Genomic DNA, 17,372 nt, shown 5'->3' with positions numbered 1-17,372 from the left:
CGGTCACCTCTCCTTCTGCAGTACGGACAGCGCGGCGATGAGTTCGGCCTGGGGCTCTGGGTGCACGTCGAGGGCGTCGAGCGGGGCGAGACGGCGCTCGCGCTCGGTGTGCAGGGCCCTGTCGAGGTACTCGGCAAGGAGGCGCCCGCCCCTCTCGCGCAGCCGCAGGGCGCCGTGCGCGCCGAGCCGCTCGGCGAGCCCCTCGCCCGCGTTGCGTGCCCGGTGGCCGCCCAGGAGCGCGGTGGCCACCAGTGCGGCGACGACCTCGGCGTCAGGTGCCACGCTCTTGTCGAGGCGGCCGACCTCGTCCTCGGCGCACTCCTCCAGGACCCGCCGCCAACGTCGTACGGACATCCCGATCCGGTGCTCGGCGCTCTCCAGCGTCGGATCACGGCCCGTCAGCCCAGGGGCATCCGAGGCTGGTTCGCGCCGCCAGGCGTCGTCCACGCGCTCGTCGGCGGCCGTGACGGCGCACAGCAGGAGTGCGGCCAGGCTCTCGACGAGCGAGTCGAGCAGTTCACCCGCGGTGCAGTCGAGCGGGTAGGCGCGCCACCGCTTGAGCGCGTCCCCGGAGAGCACGGCACCGGTTTGCAGACGCCCCTTCACACGCGCGTGCTCGCTGTCGTACGCCCCGTCGACGGCGGCGGTGAGCCGCAGCGCGGCCGCGTACTGCGCGGCGGCGGCACCGGCGAGCTCAGGCATTCGGGCCTTGAGCGAGTCGAGGAGTCCTTGGGCCGTACGGGCCATCGCCGCGTGCCGGGCTCCGGGATCCTGCGTCTGGTGGACGAGCCACGTGCGCAGCGGCGCGACGGCCGTGGCGGGCAGCAGGCCGCCGCCCCACGCGGACTCGGGCAGTTCCGGCACGGTGAAGCGGGGCACCTCGCCGAGCCCCGCCTTGGTGAGCAGGGCGCCGTACTGCCGCGAGACCTCGGACACCACCTGGTGGGGCACCCGGTCGAGAACGGTCACCAGGGTCGCCCTGTGCTCCTTGGCGGTACGCAGCAGATGCCACGGCACGGCGTCGGCGTACCGCGCGGCCGTGGTCACCATGACCCAGATGTCGGCAGCGCAGATCAGCTCGGCGGCGAGTACGCGGTTGTCGGCGACCAGGGAGTCGATGTCGGGCGCGTCGAGCAGGGCGAGGCCCCTGGGGAGGGTGTCGGCGGTTTCGATACGCAGCACCCGTTCCCCGCGCTCCATGAGGGCCTGAAGGTCGTCACCGGGTTCCTGGTGGGGCACCCACGCACGCGTGAGGTCGGGCAGCACCCGCATTCCACTGAACCAGTGATGGTCCTCCGGATGGCACACCAGTACCGGCGTCCGGGTCGTCGGCCGCAAGACACCGGCCTCGCTGACCCGGCGTCCGACGAGGGAGTTGACGAGAGTGGACTTCCCCGCTCCCGTCGACCCGCCGATCACGGCGAGAAGTGGTGCTTCGGGTTCCCTCAACCGGGGCACCAAATAGTCGTCTAGTTGTGCGAGCAGTTCGTCGCGGTTGGCACGCGCGCGTGGAGCCCCAGCCAGGGGCAGCGGGAAGCGTGCGGCGGCGACACGGTCGCGCAGGGCGGAGAGTGCGTCGAGCAGCTGAGGCCGTACGTCCAAGGTCACCACATGCGAAGAATGCCCAATTTTGGAGTCTTTCTGAAGCATATGACTATGTCTGCGCGCCGACAGGACACACGGGGCGGAAGGGACGACTGGGGCGCAGGCATAACGAGTGCACAACACCCGATGCGCGAGACGCCAAAAGCGGTGCACGATTCGTACCTGCCTGCGATTATCAGGACCGCTTCACTGAACCTCCACATTGAGCCACGGAGGCGAAGCACCAGGGACAAGGACCCGGGAGCCCTATCCTTGTCCCCGGCAAGGTCACGGATCGGCCCACACCCGGGCACCACGAAACCGGCCACCACACCTGGCCCCCGTAGCTCAGTGGATAGAGCAGGCGCCTTCTAAGCGCTTGGCCGCAGGTTCGAGTCCTGCCGGGGGCGCCACTGAGAGCCCTCCCTTTGGGAGGGCTTTTTTGCTGGTCAGGGCGGGTTCTGCTCGACACGGCGAAGCCCCGAACACCCTCCCCGGATGATCAAGGGAAGGTTCCGGGGCTGTCCGGCTGTCGCCGGGTTTTCGCGGGTGGCCGTGCCGAATACGGGTCGAAGTTCTCGGCGAGCAGCCTCTGTGTGGGCCGGCACGCTGGTCCCGGCCCATTCGGCCACCTGGGTGGACGGGATCCCGGCGTTGAGCCATTTGGTCACGGTTGTCGTACACCCGCTTCCCCGTGGGCGATTCGAAGACGTGCGCGGGCAGGGCGGCCCGGCACGCGCTGCGCCATGCCTGACGGATGACCGAACGTCCGAGTCGGCAAGGCTGATCGCTGAGCCTCAGCCCGTCGTCGTCTCCTCCTTCGAAGGTGCGCGGCGAGGTGTCGCACCGTCCAAATGGACCACCACACTGGTGTAGAAGCGGTTCACCGCGTCGTCGACGCTGCGGATGAAGCCTGACTCGGCGTTCCCGCGGCTGCTTCCCATGCTCTTGAGGAGAGAGAGTCGGAAGCCGACGATCTGGGTGGCGGTCTCTTTGGGCAGCATGTCGGCCGGCTCGGGGCGGAGACGTTCCAGCGTTCCCCGTGGGCCGCCCGTTTCCCCTTCGACGAGGGTTTCGACGTGAAGATCCGCCGGTGCCTCGGCCAGGCGCCGGACGAGTCGCTTCGCCCACGACAGGGGGTAGCCCTGCTCGGGCGCCGGGATCTCGATGGACGTGCGGAGCTTGCCCGTACGCAGGTCTGCGCTGATCGCCAGGACGCCGGGCGTTCCCTCGATGCGCAGTTCCGATTGAAGTGTCCCGTCGAGACAGAGCTGATCTGCGAGGCGGGCACGGAGTGCTTTCGGATCGGTTCCGCGCTTGGCGCGGTGGACAGGCAGTACTTTCTGCCCCAGTTCGCCGCCCAGCCGTAGGCAGACCTGACGGATGAGGCGCTCCCAGCTCTCGACGACCTCCAGCGCGCGTGGGTCTCCCTGGCACAGGGTTTCGTCGTCGATCCCGTTGCGTACCGGTACCCAGGCCGGTCCCATGTTCTGGAAGCCGTGGCAGCCGGAGTTCTCGTGCTGCAAGTAATGCAGCAGTTCCTGGAGGAGCCAGGCGTGCGCCGCGTTGCCGACGCCCTCGTGCCTGATCAACATCTGTGCCTGATGGGCGACTTCCGCCCATGACAGGTGCCAAAGGGCAACTTTGTGTTTGCGCCTCCCGTCGATCTTGACCTCGACGAGCGGGCTGCCCTCCAAGGCAACGTCGTTCGACAGGGTGATCACGGCCTCGTAGCCACGGCGCGCGGCGATGTCCATGTACGCCTGTACCTGATCGGCCTTGAGCGCGCTGCCGTTGGTCTTCGTCTCGACGAGCGCCGTCCACAACTTGCCGGCCCGTTCGACTCGGATCACTCCATCGGGGCGTCGCGGGGTGTCGCCGTGCGGCAGGGTGACCTCGGTGAAGGTCTCCATCCGACCGGCGGGCGCTCCGAACGCGGCGGTGAGTCTCCTGCCGAATTCAGGCACCTGGGCCATCACGGACAGGAGTACCGAGGTCGCACGTGTTTCACGCTCCCGGTCGCTCTTGAGTGCCGACGCGGGGAAGAGTCTTGCGTCTTTCCACGACTCGTTCTCCGCCAGCGTCTTCTTGGCCGCCTTGGGCAGGGTGACCTTCTTCTTGGCCGTACGAGGCCGCGCGGCCGGCTTCCTCGGCTGGGCCTCGCCTTCAGGTTGACGGGGGGAGGGGACCGCCCCCAGCGTCTCTTGCCGCTTCGGTTCGTCGGCCCGCACCGTTGCCGTCGCGTCCGTCCGATCGTCGCCGGTAGCCCCGTCCAGCGTCTCCTCGGCCGTCGCGTCGTCGTCGATGTCGACCCCGAAGTCCGTGGCCAGACCGGCGAGGCCCGCGTCGTAGCCCTGGCCGACGGCGCGGAACTTCCACTCTTCCGCACGCCTGTACAACTCGCCGAAGATGATCGCGCTCACCGAATCGGCGTCGTCGATGGCGAAGCGGAGGAGTTCCTCACCTCCGCCGTCCGCCAACGCCAGCTTCACGCCTTCCAGTTCTCCGAAGCGAGCGCCCTCGTAACGGCTGGCGGCCAGGACGATGCGATCGACTTCGCAGGGCACCGCGGTCAGGTCGAAGCTGATCCGGTCCTCGTTGCCGTCCGCCGTCGGTGTCTTGCCCAGAAGCTGCACGCTTCCGTCCGCGGCCACCGGGTTGTTGTAGAAGTGGAAGTCGGCGTCGCTGCGGACCTTGCCGTTCGCGTCCAGCAACAGGACGGACACATCGGCATCCCCTTCGCCGGTCGAGCTCCCCCAGCCCAGGCTGACGATCACCGAATCGATGTTCTCGCTCAAAGCCGCGAGAGATACATTCGACCCCTTGATCATTTCACGCATAAATACCCCCAAAACGATGCAACTTGGGCGTGCTCGCGCCGTCACCCAGGCTGCCTGATGTTCGGCGTTATGTGGTGATCGGTGCGCAGGCGACTGTAGTGCCCACACAGCGTGTCTGTAGGAGTCGTGCGGAATCCGTGCAGGATTCGTGGAAAGATCCTTAAGCTGTCCGCCCTGGTCAGTCTCAAGGCACGGATCGTCCGCAACCCCGACGCGGTCGCCGCCACCGCCCTCCAAGCCGCCAGGACTCAGCACGTCATGCCTCCCGGCCAAGACGTCGCCGCCGGCATCGTCGCGGACATCGCCACACGGATCTTCGCCCTGGACGACCGGCTCAAGCACATCGACCAGCAGATCCGGCAGACCTTTCGCACCCACCCCCAGGCCCACATCATCGAGTCCCTGCCGGGCATGGCCCCATCCTGGGAGCCGAGTTCATCGTCGCAGCCGGTGACCTGGGCACCTACGCCGACGCAGGCCGCCTCGCCTCCGCCGCGTCTTCTGTCTGTCCGCCCAGACCAGCACCATCCGCGAAGGCCCCCACCGCGACCACTACTTGAAGAAGCGGGCCGAGGGCTGCAAGCACGTCCAGGTCGTCATCACCCTTGCTCGTCGACGCGTCGATGTCCTCCGGGCCCTCCTGGGACGCAACCGCCGACAGCGACACCTGACAGCACCAACGACCCAGCAGAAGCCCCTGAATCGTTCATCGAGACTCCACCAACCCTCACCTGGATCGTGCTGGGGTCCATCAGGGGAGTCGCTTGTGGTGTGGGGGCCGCAGCGCCGGAGGAGGCTGTGCCACTCTCGTGCCAGAACGGGCGGGGACTCGCACCATGTCATCATCGGGCGATGCTGACTGAGGAGCAGAGCGGACGGCGCCCTCGGTTGGGAGGCAACGCTTCTTTCTTGGTGGATCGTGACAACGAGCGGTTGATCCGAACTGCCACCAGCGTCCCCGTGGCCCGTCAGATCGCCGACCACGAAAGCCGACTACGACGCGAAGCTCACGCCCGGAACACGGCAGTGAAGCAAGCTGCACAGCAGCGCGGTTCCGCAACCCCAGCGACTGCCCCTGTCCGCTGCCGTCCCTCCGGGGCCTCGAATTTCAAGATGGCCGAGGACTTGACTCAACTTCAGCACTGGTAGCTTCGGGAGCGTGATCGTGTACCCGCTTAGGCATGTTGGCCACCAGAACGAGGCCGGCAACAACCACTCGACCGTTCATGTCGACGAGTGCGGCGTCTTCGTCGACGAGCAGGACGGCGACGACGTGAAACTGCTCGGCATCTATTCGACACGGGAGCTGGCGGAGGAGTGCATGAAGCGAGCCCAGTTGCTGCCGGGCTTCCGGGACGAGCCGGAGTGCTTCATCCTCGACGGTTACGAACTCGATGAAGACACCTGGACGGAGGGCTTCGTGCGGATCCCTCCGGGCGAATAGCGGCAGCGAACACCGCGAGAAGTGCAGCAGCGAAGTACAGCCACCGGCACGACCGCGATCGACCGTCACCGGCTCACAGCGGCTGGCTGATCAGCCCGGCAGACCTCAGCAACCGCCCCGCCCATGGTTCTCATCGAGTCGAGGGGCACGATGCGCCACCGCTCGGGCCATCTGGGGGCGTCAGAAGGTCGGCTACTGAGGCATCGCTGGTGGACGGCGCCGGAGGCGAATGCTTCTGTGGATGTCCCGCATGGTGGTCCCATGGGCGCGGCTCGCAAGATCTTCGAAGTAAGCCATAGTCCAGTTCCCGTGCCGTTGCCGCTCCGCATAGACGAAGGGCGCCAGCCGGTCCCACATTTTGACGACCGCTGCGCCGTAGGACCCTAGGACAAGTCGCTCATCCACGATCTGGTGAGCGACCAACTTGCCGACGTCGTCGTAGAAGAGTCCAACCCGTCTGATGTGGACCTTCGCCTGTTCTGGCAAATTGCGGTAGCCGTCATCGGAGCGGTATCGCGTAGAGAGCTCATCGCGGACGAACTCGATCGACCGAGAGAACTCCAACGTGCGAGTTTCCTTGAAGACATCGATGATGATCGGCAATACATTCGAGTCTTGCGTCAGCTTCAGCTGTCGTCGAGCCACAAAGATCGAGGTGGCGAAGGCGGCCACGGAGACCACAAGGGCCAGTACGTTGAGAAGGTCGAAGCCAGTCACATGTTCACTGTGCCTGGTGCTCCCGGAACTTGATAGATCGAGGAGAGTGCGCGAGCACAAGTGGCTCCATTCTGAGCCAGACAGCCGGCGGTTGCTGCGAGAGCGGTGCTGGCCGGCCACCGTGTCGCACCTGCGGGCCGTGTCACTTTCACGCCAGAACAGACGGGGGATCACGGTGAACCTGGGACAACCCAGGGGTAGCGATACTTCGCGATCCGTGGCCGCCCTGTCGGGGGTCGGCAGGCTTCTCGAGCCTTACAACAGCTGACAGGGTGGTCTGTCACGCCCGCTGCATCAGTGTGGGGCGGAGCGTCTTCCCCGGCGATTCGGTGCTCCCGGTGAACAGCCCACCGGATGACCGGACTTCCCCGGTCGGGGTGGTCCGGATGTACCGACCGCCGTACGGGGAGTTCACGGAACTGACCCCGGCTGGAGCGCCGCCGTCGATCTCGGGGGAACGGACCTGTCCTGGGTGCAGCCCGGTGCGAACCTTCGAGTGGTCCAGGCGACGATCGGCACGGATCGGGAACAGGCGGGCTGAGCGCCATCTTCGGCGGCAGCCGACCGGAACCCGTGCCGCGGTGATCGGCCCGACACCAAGCAGCTCCAGAAGCAGTGATCGCGAAAGCGGAGTGCCCTGGGCCGTTTCGGAGCCGTTCCCTGCGGGTCCGTCCTGGACGGAACGCTGATCAGCAGCGGTTCCGTGCGAAGAGCCCGAATGTGGTGGCGGGAGCGAATCGTTCCCCCAGCGCCTGCAGCACTCCTGACTGTGTCGACCAGTAACGTTGCAGCTCCACATCGTGAAACACCGGTGCCAGGAGTCCCTGTAGGGCCACCTCGTCCACTCCCCGGCGGACGACGTGGTACTCCGACATGTCCGCCTCGTTCATCTCGTCGTAGATGCCGCGCAGGCGGCGCACCCTGGTGGCCAGGCCACGGCGCAGCTCGCCCTGACCGAGCCTCCAAAGGAGATAAGCACCGTGATCCAAATTCATGGAAAGTCCCGACCTGCGCGGGTACCACAAGGGGTCCTGAACGCTGAAGAAAACACCGCCCGGACCAATGCGCTGAATGAGATGTTCGACGGCGCCCAGGTAGTCAGGGATGTGGTGAAGTACAGAGATGCACACCACGGCGTCGAGCGGCTCCGGGCGGAAGATTTCCTTTCCTTCAATGTCATGAATGACGGTGACGTTCGGATTGTTCCGGAAACGATGCCGAAGAACCGCCGCGCTGGGGGCGCTCATCTCCGTCACCTCGACCTTCGCCCCGGCCGCCACCAGATGGTCGGTGAAGGTTCCATGTCCGGCGCCGACCTCGAGGACCCGGCACTGGCCGTTCCGTTCGATGACCTTACCCACCAGGTCGTGAACCCCCGAGATCACCCGCTCGCGGATGTGGTGATGCCGGATATGCGGAGAACCTTTCACATAATCATGACCATCGCCGTGGGCGCGTTCTTGAAGATGTCCAATTGTGGGCCAAGTCAAGGTTTTTGCCATGCGAGGACACTATTCCGGAGGCTGTCTTCACGGCCGGATCCACGGAGATCGGGAGGCGTGATTCACACATCCGGCCGTAGCCTTCCGCACCAACCCTTTGAGAAATCTCCCGCAGTCTTTCGGGGATCTTCGCGATCGCCGGTGCGGCCGTCGGCTCTACGCCTCGCCCCCGCGGCCGGTCAACAGCCGCGCCCAGTACGTGGCGGTGATGACGACGAATCGGGTGTTGCCCACCGCGTAGCGCAGGAACATGCGGCGCGGCTCCTGGACAAGCCGGTGGAACCATTCAAGGCCGGCGCGCCGCATCCATCGCGGTGCCCTGCTGCGCAGTCCCGCCACCACGTCGAAGGACCCGCCGACACCGACCACCAGGGCGCAGCCCAGGTCCTTCTGCCGGTGGGCGAGGAAGTGCTCCTTGCGCGGACTCGGCACGGCGAGGAACAGGATGTCCGGGCGGGTCGCGCGGACGGCCGCCACCACCCGCTCCTCCTCGCTGTCGTCCCAGTAGCCGTCCCGGTGTCCGACGACCTCGACGCCCTGCCCGGCGGCGATGCGCGCGGTCTCCTCGACCACCTTCGCCTCAGCGCCCAGGAGGTACACGCGGTACGCGTTGCGCGCGGCGCTGCGCCACAGCGCCAGCATGAAGTCGATGCCCGCCACGCGCTCGGGCAGGGGGCTTCCGAGGAGGCGGCCGGCCCACACGACCGACTGTCCGTCCGCGTTTACGAGCGAGCAAGAGCGGATGATGCGCGCCAGTTCCGGGTCGTCGTGCGCCTGGACGATCTTGGCGGCGTTCAGTACGACGTGCTGGTGGGGGCCGCCGTCCGCGATCAGCGCCTCGGCGGCCGCCACCGACTCCTCCAGGGTGAGCGGATGGACGGGGAGTCCACACACCGTCACGGGCGGCCAGGGGCCCGTCGGGCTTGTCGACCCGTCGTGTTCCAGCAGTTCGGGTGTGGACACGCTGTCTCTCCATTCGCCCCCATGCCACCACTCAGAAATTCGTTTCCCGCCAGATCCGTGAGAACGCTTCCCTGACCGTGTCCGGATCGTAGAGCGGGCGGAGTTCTTCCCAGGCCTTCTGTTGCCGATGCCGGACACCGTCGATGTCGGTCATGCACAGTGTCAGGAAATCGGTGACCGATTCGACAGTGCTGTCGATCTGCTCCACACAACCCCGGCTGAACAGTTCCGCGCTGCCGGGCGACCAAGTCGCGGCCACGACGCAGCCCACCTGAAGGCCTTCGAGCAGCACGAAGGGAAGTCCCTCCGCCCATCGGGCGGGCAGGACGAAGACATCGACCCCGGACCAGAACGAATGAACCTTGTCCGGTGCCAGTACTCCGAGGTCCTCGTCCACGCACGACATGTGATGAGGTGGCACGTCACTGCGTATTCCCGCGACAGAGAACTCCACTGGGACGCCTGTTCGTTTCATTCCGGCCACCGCATCGCAGAGGATGTCGAAGCCTTTACTCCTGTGCATCGTCCCCAACCAGCCGACGCGCAAGGGGCCACCGGAATCCGATGGGCGAGGCGAGACGGCGCCCGCGGGCGCTGGATTTCTCATCACGTGCACGGATGCGACTCGGCAACCGGACGCTCTGATATCTTCCGCCACGTTCTCACTGAGCACCAGCCAATGACTGCCCCCGAGCGCCATTCTCAGAAACGCGTTCGAGCGCAGTCGCGCGGGAAGCTGAGAACCGTGCAGATGCATCACGGGGGCGCAGCGGAATGCCCTGGCGAGCAGGGTGATGATGGCGTCGCGCAGGAGCGGCATACCCCACTGGGAGATCGGGAGATAGATCGCGCTCGGTGACATCACCGTCAGCACACGGGCACAACGCGCAACGGCGGCCACCGTCGCGGCCGCCCCGGCCGACCAGGTCGCCTTGAACTTCATGGATCCGGTGCGGTCCGCGGAAAGCGAGACGACCGCCGCGACCCGGCAGCACGACTCCACGACCGGCGTGAAGAATTCCGCGGCTCGCCCCATTCCACCCAGGCTCGCACTGTGCCTCAAAACCAGGACCCTCGGCCATGAAGTCGCGGAAGGACTTCTCTTGCGGATCGGGAACCCTGTCCTTCTCCTGTGCATCAACAATGGCGCCTGCGGTGAAAAGCGGAGTTTCGGAATGATGACGCTCACCCTCTGAACTTCATGGTCATCTTCGCCGGAGGGCGGTTCTTTGGTAAAGACCTCTCCATGAGATCACCGGTCCAATGAGGAGTCCAGGGCGACACGGAGCTGCCGTACTGTCCATTTATTCATAAGAATTGCCGCCTGAATCCGCTGGGGAATCGTGACCGTGATCCGCCGAGTTGGGACTGTTCGCGTGGTAGGACGGAGCGGGACGACGGAAGGAGACGTCATGGGCGCGTTGGGTGTGGACTCCGCACTGCTCGGGCTTTTGTTTTCTGCCGCCTGTGTCGGCACCCTGCTCCTCGTTTCCATATTTCGGAGGGTGGCGGTCTGGTTGCTGTGGGGAGCAGCTCTGGCGCCTTTGTTCCTGTTCGGCAGGGACTATGCGACGGTAGGTCTCGATCCGGTCTACCTTCTGGATGTCCTGGTCGTACTCGCACTCCTTGCCGGTTCTCCGGTCTGGGCTTCACGAGCCCTTTCGGAGTCTCGCCTGCGGGGATACCGCATGTGTGCCATTCTGCTGGCCCTCGCCGCGGCCCAGGCAGTAGTCCGTGGTGTGTCACAGGGCTATCCGGGCGCAATGAAGGGTTGCATCCTGGGGCTGTATCCCCTTTTCGCCTGGGCCGCCGCGGTGTGGTTCCTCACGCAGCCCGTCGAGGAGTTCCTCCGGAGGAGATGGCTTCTGTACCTGCCGACCACGGGCGCGCTCCTGATGATGGTGCTGGGCCAGTCGATCATGCCCGCCGCCGTGGGGCTGTACCTGGCGATCGCCGGAGCCTTCGGCATGGTCCTGCGCAAGAGAGGGGACAGTCGGCTGCTTCTGTGGACGCTGATCGGGTCCGCCTGCCTCACGGCGGCAGCCGACAAGCGCGGACCGCTGCTTGCGGTGGGTGCGGCGCTTGCCGCGACCACGCTGGCCAGCCGGGCGTGTCGCCGGAGAACGGTCCAATGGCCCGCGCTGACCTGGAGCTTCCTCATCGTGGGGCTGGTGGCTGTGATCAGCGTGTCGGTGGCGTACCAGCAGCCTTCGGACCTGCCGGTCGTCGGTGGGCTGGTGGGCCGGATGCAGGCAAGTGAGAACGATGCCGACAGCGAGGCGGCCAACAATGTGGAACTGCGCTACGTCATGTGGCGCACGGCCCTTGATGTCGCACGGTCCGAGCCCCTCCTCGGCGCCGGAGCGGGCCGCCCGATCGAGGTCGTGTTCCAGGGTGCGGAGCTCGACAAGGCCGCGTCGGGTCCCCACAACTCCTTCGTCGGGTACGTCTATTACCTGGGCTGGCTGGCGGGCAGCGCATTCGCGCTGCTGATCGTGGCGACGTTGTGGCGTACATGGCGGGCGCGCTCCCATCCTGTCGCGTCTGCCTGGTTCGGGGCGACGGTCGGCGTCTGCTGCATCGCCTTCACGAATGTCGCCTTCGAGACCACGTACATCGGTCTGCCGTCGTGGCTGGTCGTGGCGTGTGCCTTCGCCCTCGTCGGTGTTCCGCGTACCGCGGTGCCGGCCGGGGGCACCGGCTCGGCGCCCCTCACCCGGCAGAGCAGCCCGTACATCGCCCTTGCTCCGGCGCTCTCCGGTACCGGGCCGTCGGTCGCCACCGCCCATCGGTCCTGGCGCCGGCGACCGGTGCTCGCCCCGGCGGCCGACCCGCCTCCGCCGCGCCCGGAGGTCTGTCCGCTCGGCCGTTGAGGAGTATCCGATGCACGTAACGCAAAGCCAGGGTCCGCCGGTCCGCCAGTCCGCCCGGGGCGCCGTCGAGCGCACCGGGACTCGGCTCGCCCGCGAAGGCTTCTCTCTGGGGACCCGCAGCGGGCGAGGGTGCCGGATGTGCCCCTCCCGTCCGGTCGTTGGCCCTCGTCGTCGGCTGCGGAGCACTGCGCCACGTATGCGACATCCGGCGGGCGCAGCGTGAGGTCCACGCCGGTCGCCCGGGACCGCGGTCGCGGGTGCGCATGCGCTCGGCGGCGCGTCAGGTCCCAGAGTCCGGACGGCCCATGACGCGGAAGGGGACGAAGGGCATCCCTGCGTCGCGAGTCCCGGCGTCGCTCCGCGGAGAGGCCTCGCTGGCCTTTCTCGGCGTGGTGGGCGGAGCGGTCACCGCGCTTCTGGGCTCACTTCTGGTGGCGCGGCTGCTCGCGCCGACCGAGCGGGGCCACTACGCGTCCATCGTGGTGTTCATGACCCTTGCTCTGACGTGTCTCGAGATGGGCGGCGAGGTGGGGGTCCTCAGAGGCCTTGGGGAGGTACGGAAGGAAGGGACGTCGTTCTCCGCCGGTTATCTCGCCTGGACGCTCCTGGCCTCCGCATCGGTGGGCGCCGCCGCGCTCGCGGTGGGCGATTGGACGCCCCCTTGGTTGCAGCCGTCGTGGCTTCTGCCGCTCTGTGCCACCGCCGCCGTCTACGGGGGACTGGTGTTCAGGCTGACGACCGGGATGCTGGTGAGCGGCAGTCGGCTCCGTCGGTTGATCGTGACACGGACCCTCGGGAACTGCGGACCGGTCCTCGGCTGCCTCCTCTGCGTGCCCCTCGGGTTCACCTCGGCCCTGGAGGTGGCCACTGTGTCGTTCGTGGCACAGGCGGCGTTGAACTCCGTTCTCCTGTTCTGTCTCGAGCAGGCCAGGGGATCGCTGCTTCACCTCGCCCGGCATGGACGGGGCAGGGCGGCGTGGCGCCGGAACATGGCTCTCGTCTGGTGCCGGGGCAACGTGGATCTCCATGTCCTCAACGGGTCCACATACGTCCTGCAGCGTTCCGACCAGATGGGGCTCTCCGTGGTGGGGGCGGACAGGACCCTCGGGATCTATGCCATCGCCACCAATGTTTCGGAGGTCGTCAGCTACCTCCCCGCGGCCCTCTTCCCTCTCGTCTCGCGAGGGCAGCCGGGCCACCCGGTCGACTTGCGGAGGATTTTGCTGCTGCTCGCCCTTTGTGTCGGGGCCTGCACACCGTTGGCCTACTTCGCGCTGCCCCTTGTCTACGGTGAGGCCTATCGGGCGGCTCAGCCCGCGGTCCTCTTCCTGGTGCCGGCCACCGGTGTGCTGGCGGTGGGACGGCTCTTCCAAGGGGTCGAGCTCCGTGACACCGGACGGCGCAGAACCTTGGCGGTGATTGCCGTGGTAGCCGCCGCGTTCGAGTTCACCGTCGTGTTCCTGTGCGGCGGGACGGGGCCGGTGGCCGCCGCCCTCGCCTGCGCGGTGGGTTACACCGCCTTCACCGTGTGGATCATGTTGTCCCGCACGACGAGGCGGTCTCTGGGAGCACGGCCCGGCATGGACGCCGTGCCGGTGCAGGGCGGTGCGTCGGCCCGGGACACCGTCGACGGTTGACGGGACCGAGCGCAGTGCCCCCACTGCCGACGCCGGCGACCGGACTCTCAGGGGCGGGGGCGGGCCAGGGACTCGACGAAGGGAGCGTCGGGCCGACAGGCGGCGAAGTTGTACCCCCGGGTGGGATCGATCTTGAGCGCGGCGATCTCGCGGATCTCCAGCGGGCGGCGCCTGCCGGGTGACATGACCACCATGCCCATGTCCATGAGATGACGGCTGACCTTGCAGGTGGGGTCCTGGCCGTGGTCCTCGAACAGGAAGACGACGTCTCGTTCCGCGAGGGTCTTCCTCGCGCCCTCGACGGCGGGGATCTCGGCGCCCTCCACGTCCAGCTTGACCACCACGGGTCCCGTCAGTCCCGCACAGTGTCGTTCTACGAGCGTGTCGACGGTCAGTGATGCGACGTCGAAGGACCGCCAGCCGTTGCGGCCGACGTCGCCGCCCCTTTCACACACGGACGCCGCCGCATGACACAGATGGTGGCCGACGATCGAGAGCGAGACGTCGTCGCGACCCCACAGGGCCGCGTGGACGAGCGCGACGCCCCCGCCGTTCAGGGCGATGTTGTCCGTCAGCCGGTGGAAGGTCTCCGGGCTCGCTTCCACCGCCACGACGCGCCGGGCCCGATGGCGCGTCAGCACCGACCAGAAGCCGATGTTGGCGCCACAGTCCAAGAAGATCGCCTCGGATGTGAGCACCCTGTCGATCATGTCCTCGATCTCCGGCTCATAGACGAAACCGGGATCCAGCAGCTTCGTCCAGTAGCCGTCGTCGAGGTGCACGTGCAGCCGTGAATCCTCGCCGATCCGGATGGTGACGCGGTTGTTCGTGTCGAAGTACTTCGACAGCATCCAGGTCAGGCGCTGGACGCCCCGATGTCGGACTGGTCTGGCGGCTCGAGCGAGCAGTTCCACGGCGATTGCCTGGAGATGGGGCCCGACGCCCCCGCGCACTGTGACCCTGCGGGACCTCTTGCGGTGCGCACGGTATTCCGTCACGTTGATTGCGTGGCTTTCGCGGTTTCCCACCTCGGGGCGACTCATAGGCGCAACGTATCCATGGGCAGGATCACGGCTACCGAAGTCGGCGGGCGGATACAACCGATTCACGCATTCGGTGGAATGGGAACGTGTGGAACAGCGGCCGATCGGTGACATGCCGGTTTTTCACATACCCCGGAGAGAAACCGTTCTGACACGATGACGAGCTGAATCGCCCGCCGAAAGGAATTCCTTCAGGTGTTCTCCACCGTCTGCGTCGTCGGCCTCGGCTACATCGGCCTTCCCACCGCTGCCGCCCTTGCCACCCATGGCATCGACGTCGTCGGTGTCGACGTCAACCCCGCCACCGTCGAACTCATCAACGCCGGCCGTGCCCCCTTCGTCGAACCGGATCTCGCGGTGGCCGTCAGCGGGGCTGTGGCCATGGGCCGACTGCGGGCGACCGGCGCGCCCGAGGCCGCCGATGCCTTCATCATCGCCGTCCCCACGCCGCTCCAGGAGGACCGTACGGCGGACCTGTCGTACGTGCGCGACGCGGTGGCGTCGGTGGCGACGGTGCTCAAGGCGGGTGACCTCGTCATCCTCGAGTCGACCTCACCGCCCGGCACCACCGTGGAGCTGTCCCGGTGGCTGGGCAAGCACCGCCCCGACCTGACCTTCCCCCACGAAGCGGGCGACACGCCCGACGTACGGGTCGCCCACTGCCCGGAACGTGTCCTGCCGGGCCGGACGATGATCGAGATCGTGACCAACGACCGGGTCGTCGGAGGCGTGGGCGAGGGCTGCGCCGAGTGGGCGCGCACGCTCTACGAGGTGTTCGCCAAGGGGGAGTGCCTGCTCACCGACGCCACGACGGCGGAGATGGCCAAGCTCAGCGAGAACGCCTTCCGGGACGTCAACATCGCTTTCGCCAACGAACTGTCCATGGTCTGCGACCACGTCGGCATCGACGCGGGCGACGTCATCGCCCTGGCCAACCGTCACCCGCGGGTCGACATCCTGCGCCCGGGGCCGGGTGTCGGCGGGCACTGCATCGCCATTGACCCCTGGTTCATCGTCGGCACCGCGCCCCGGCAGTCGCGTCTCATCCGGCTCGCCCGCGAGGTCAACGACGAGCGGCCCGACTATGTGCTCGGCGAGGTCGTCCGGACGGCCGGCCGGTTCAAGGATCCGGTGATCGCCTGCCTCGGTCTGGCCTTCAAGGCGAACATCGACGACCTCCGGGAGAGCCCCGCCCTGCACATCGTCACCCAACTGGCCGAGCGTCAGCTCGGCCGGCTGCTGGTCGCGGAGCCGCACATCAGGGAACTGCCGGACTCACTGGCGCACACGGGCGTGGCCGAACTCGTCGACGTCACCACCGCGGTGCGGGACGCCGATGTCGTCGTACTGCTCGTGGACCACGACGCCTTTCGCGGCGTCAAGCGGACCGCACTGCGCGGCAAGGCCGTCTTCGACACCCGCGGCATCTGGAGCTGACGCGAAGTCACCCGCGGAGTCCGGCGCCTCGCCGAACTCCGCCGGGCGCCCGCACAGGCCCATCCAGTGCCCGATCGCCCGTACGGTCCGGTCCGCGGCGTGCCCGTCGCCGTACGGGTTCACCGCCTTCGCCATGGCCGCGTACGTCCCACGGTCGTGCAGCAGCAGGCGTACCTGCTTCACGATGTGCTCGCGGTCGGTTCCCACCAGGCGGCTCGTCCCGGCCCGGAGGGCCTCCGGGCGCTCCGTGGTGTCCCGTATGACCAGCACGGGCTTGCCGAGGCCCGGCCCCTCCTCCTGGATGCCTCCGCTGTCGGTCAGGATGATGTGCGCACGGTTCATCAGCCGGGCGAACGCTCCGTAGGCCAGCGGTTCCGTCAGGCGGATGCTGCCGATGTGGGCTACCTGGGGCAGGATCGCCGCCCGTACGACCGGATTGGGGTGCAGCGGGAGCACGATGAGGAGGTCGGGCTCGGCACGCGCCAGATCGGCGAGGGCGCTGCCGATGGACTCCATTCCGCCTCCCCACGACTCCCGGCGATGGGCCGTCACCAGCAGGACCCGGCGGGCGGTGTCGTCGAGGTCGGCCAGGGCCGGGTCCCCGTAGTGAGCCTGGCGCCCGACCGCCCAGAGCAGGGCGTCGATGACCGTGTTCCCGGTGACCACGACGGACGACGGGGGGACGCCGTCCCGCAGCAGGTTGTCCCGCGCGTGAGGGGTGGGCGCCAGATGCAGGGATGCCAGCTGGGTCGCGAGCCGGCGGTTGATCTCCTCGGGGAACGGCGAGTACCGGTCGCCGGTACGCAGTCCCGCCTCCAGGTGGACCACCGGGACCTGGCTGTAGAAGGCGGCGAGGGCCCCGGCGAACGCGGTCGTGGTGTCCCCCTGGACCAGCACCGCCTCCGGGCGCTCGCGCCGCAGCAGCGGACACAGCCCGTCGAGGACACGCACGGTGATGTCGGCGAGGGACTGGCGCTCGCTGAGGATGTCGAGATCGTGGTCGGCTCGGATGCCGAACAGCGAGTGGACCTGGTCGAGCAGTCCGCGGTGCTGGGCGGTCACCGTCACCGTCGGCCGGAATATCGGGGACCGGTCGAGTGCCTCGATGACCGGGGCCATTTTGATGGCCTCCGGTCTCGTTCCGTAGACGACCATCAGTCGCTTCACCCGAATTCTCCTTCTGGGCGGGCACCGGACCGCTGCCGGGGTGGCACCCACCGGTGGCCGTAGTTCCCCGGAGCGAAAGAAGGGCTCGCCGGGCACCAGGGAATCGGTATTCCGCGACAACGCCCATCATGCCGGTGGCATGTTCACCCGGCCGTATGGAGATGT

General features: G+C 67.4%; 11 protein-coding genes, 1 tRNA gene and 2 pseudogenes. 6 read left to right on the top strand and 8 right to left on the bottom strand.

Going from position 1 to position 17,372, the window contains the following annotated elements; translation table 11 throughout:
* Positions 1-3 precede the first annotated feature (3 nt).
* Positions 4-1,611: a dynamin family protein gene (locus ACZ7M3_RS21880; protein ID WP_472065321.1), complete on the bottom strand. Its 1,608-nt coding sequence runs from the start codon at positions 1,609-1,611 to the stop codon at positions 4-6.
* Positions 1,612-1,921: 310 nt separating this feature from the next.
* On the opposite strand from ACZ7M3_RS21880, the gene ACZ7M3_RS21875 reads away from it, so the two are divergent.
* Positions 1,922-1,997: transfer RNA gene (locus ACZ7M3_RS21875), tRNA-Arg, on the top strand.
* A 384-nt stretch (positions 1,998-2,381) separates the two neighbouring features.
* Here ACZ7M3_RS21875 and ACZ7M3_RS21870 read toward each other — a convergent pair.
* The gene (locus tag ACZ7M3_RS21870) at positions 2,382-4,424 is read right to left on the bottom strand and encodes a TerD family protein (RefSeq protein ID WP_472065592.1); all 2,043 of its coding nucleotides are present in this window, start codon (positions 4,422-4,424) and stop codon (positions 2,382-2,384) included.
* A gap of 183 nt (positions 4,425-4,607) precedes the next feature.
* Here ACZ7M3_RS21870 and ACZ7M3_RS21865 point away from each other — a divergent pair.
* Together ACZ7M3_RS21865 and ACZ7M3_RS21860 are read left to right on the top strand one after the other, a co-directional pair.
* Positions 4,608-5,079: pseudogene (locus tag ACZ7M3_RS21865) on the top strand (transposase); the annotation flags it as partial.
* A 504-nt stretch (positions 5,080-5,583) separates the two neighbouring features.
* On the top strand, positions 5,584-5,868 hold the full coding sequence (locus ACZ7M3_RS21860) for a DUF7336 domain-containing protein (RefSeq protein WP_472065319.1): 285 nt from the start codon (positions 5,584-5,586) through the stop codon (positions 5,866-5,868).
* A gap of 192 nt (positions 5,869-6,060) precedes the next feature.
* Here ACZ7M3_RS21860 and ACZ7M3_RS21855 read toward each other — a convergent pair whose 3' ends face one another.
* The 4 genes from ACZ7M3_RS21855 to ACZ7M3_RS21840 all read right to left on the bottom strand — a co-directional run bounded on the left by ACZ7M3_RS21855 (position 6,061) and on the right by ACZ7M3_RS21840 (position 10,086).
* The gene (locus tag ACZ7M3_RS21855) at positions 6,061-6,585 is read right to left on the bottom strand and encodes a DUF4760 domain-containing protein (RefSeq protein WP_472065317.1); all 525 of its coding nucleotides are present in this window, start codon (positions 6,583-6,585) and stop codon (positions 6,061-6,063) included.
* 689 nt (positions 6,586-7,274) lie between these two features.
* Positions 7,275-8,087 (bottom strand): class I SAM-dependent methyltransferase, encoded by an 813-nt coding sequence (locus tag ACZ7M3_RS21850; protein WP_472065315.1) that lies wholly within the window; start codon positions 8,085-8,087, stop codon positions 7,275-7,277.
* A 156-nt stretch (positions 8,088-8,243) separates the two neighbouring features.
* On the bottom strand, positions 8,244-9,050 hold the full coding sequence (locus ACZ7M3_RS21845) for a WecB/TagA/CpsF family glycosyltransferase (RefSeq protein WP_472065313.1): 807 nt from the start codon (positions 9,048-9,050) through the stop codon (positions 8,244-8,246).
* Positions 9,051-9,081: 31 nt separating this feature from the next.
* Positions 9,082-10,086: a glycosyltransferase family 4 protein gene (locus ACZ7M3_RS21840; protein ID WP_472065311.1), complete on the bottom strand. Its 1,005-nt coding sequence runs from the start codon at positions 10,084-10,086 to the stop codon at positions 9,082-9,084.
* A 376-nt stretch (positions 10,087-10,462) separates the two neighbouring features.
* On the opposite strand from ACZ7M3_RS21840, the gene ACZ7M3_RS21835 reads away from it, so the two are divergent.
* Both ACZ7M3_RS21835 and ACZ7M3_RS21830 read left to right on the top strand, forming a co-directional pair.
* Positions 10,463-11,923, top strand: a complete 1,461-nt coding sequence (locus ACZ7M3_RS21835; protein WP_472065309.1) for an O-antigen ligase family protein — start codon at positions 10,463-10,465, stop codon at positions 11,921-11,923.
* A 305-nt stretch (positions 11,924-12,228) separates the two neighbouring features.
* Complete coding sequence (locus ACZ7M3_RS21830; protein ID WP_472065307.1) at positions 12,229-13,560, top strand: lipopolysaccharide biosynthesis protein; 1,332 nt, start codon at positions 12,229-12,231, stop codon at positions 13,558-13,560.
* A gap of 47 nt (positions 13,561-13,607) precedes the next feature.
* On the opposite strand, the gene ACZ7M3_RS21825 is transcribed toward ACZ7M3_RS21830, so the two are convergent.
* Positions 13,608-14,411: an FkbM family methyltransferase gene (locus tag ACZ7M3_RS21825; protein ID WP_472065306.1), complete on the bottom strand. Its 804-nt coding sequence runs from the start codon at positions 14,409-14,411 to the stop codon at positions 13,608-13,610.
* 387 nt (positions 14,412-14,798) lie between these two features.
* On the opposite strand from ACZ7M3_RS21825, the pseudogene wecC reads away from it, so the two are divergent.
* Positions 14,799-15,977 (top strand): annotated as a pseudogene (wecC, locus tag ACZ7M3_RS21820) (UDP-N-acetyl-D-mannosamine dehydrogenase); the annotation flags it as partial.
* Here wecC and wecB read toward each other — a convergent pair.
* Positions 15,879-17,207 (bottom strand): non-hydrolyzing UDP-N-acetylglucosamine 2-epimerase, encoded by a 1,329-nt coding sequence (wecB, locus tag ACZ7M3_RS21815; RefSeq protein ID WP_472065304.1) that lies wholly within the window; start codon positions 17,205-17,207, stop codon positions 15,879-15,881. The pseudogene wecC and the gene wecB overlap by 99 nt on opposite strands.
* Between the last annotated feature and the right edge of the window lie 165 nt (positions 17,208-17,372).

This window comes from Streptomyces sp. NPDC111656 (assembly GCF_055656965.1).
This window is presented reverse-complemented; position numbering and strand designations above follow the sequence as displayed.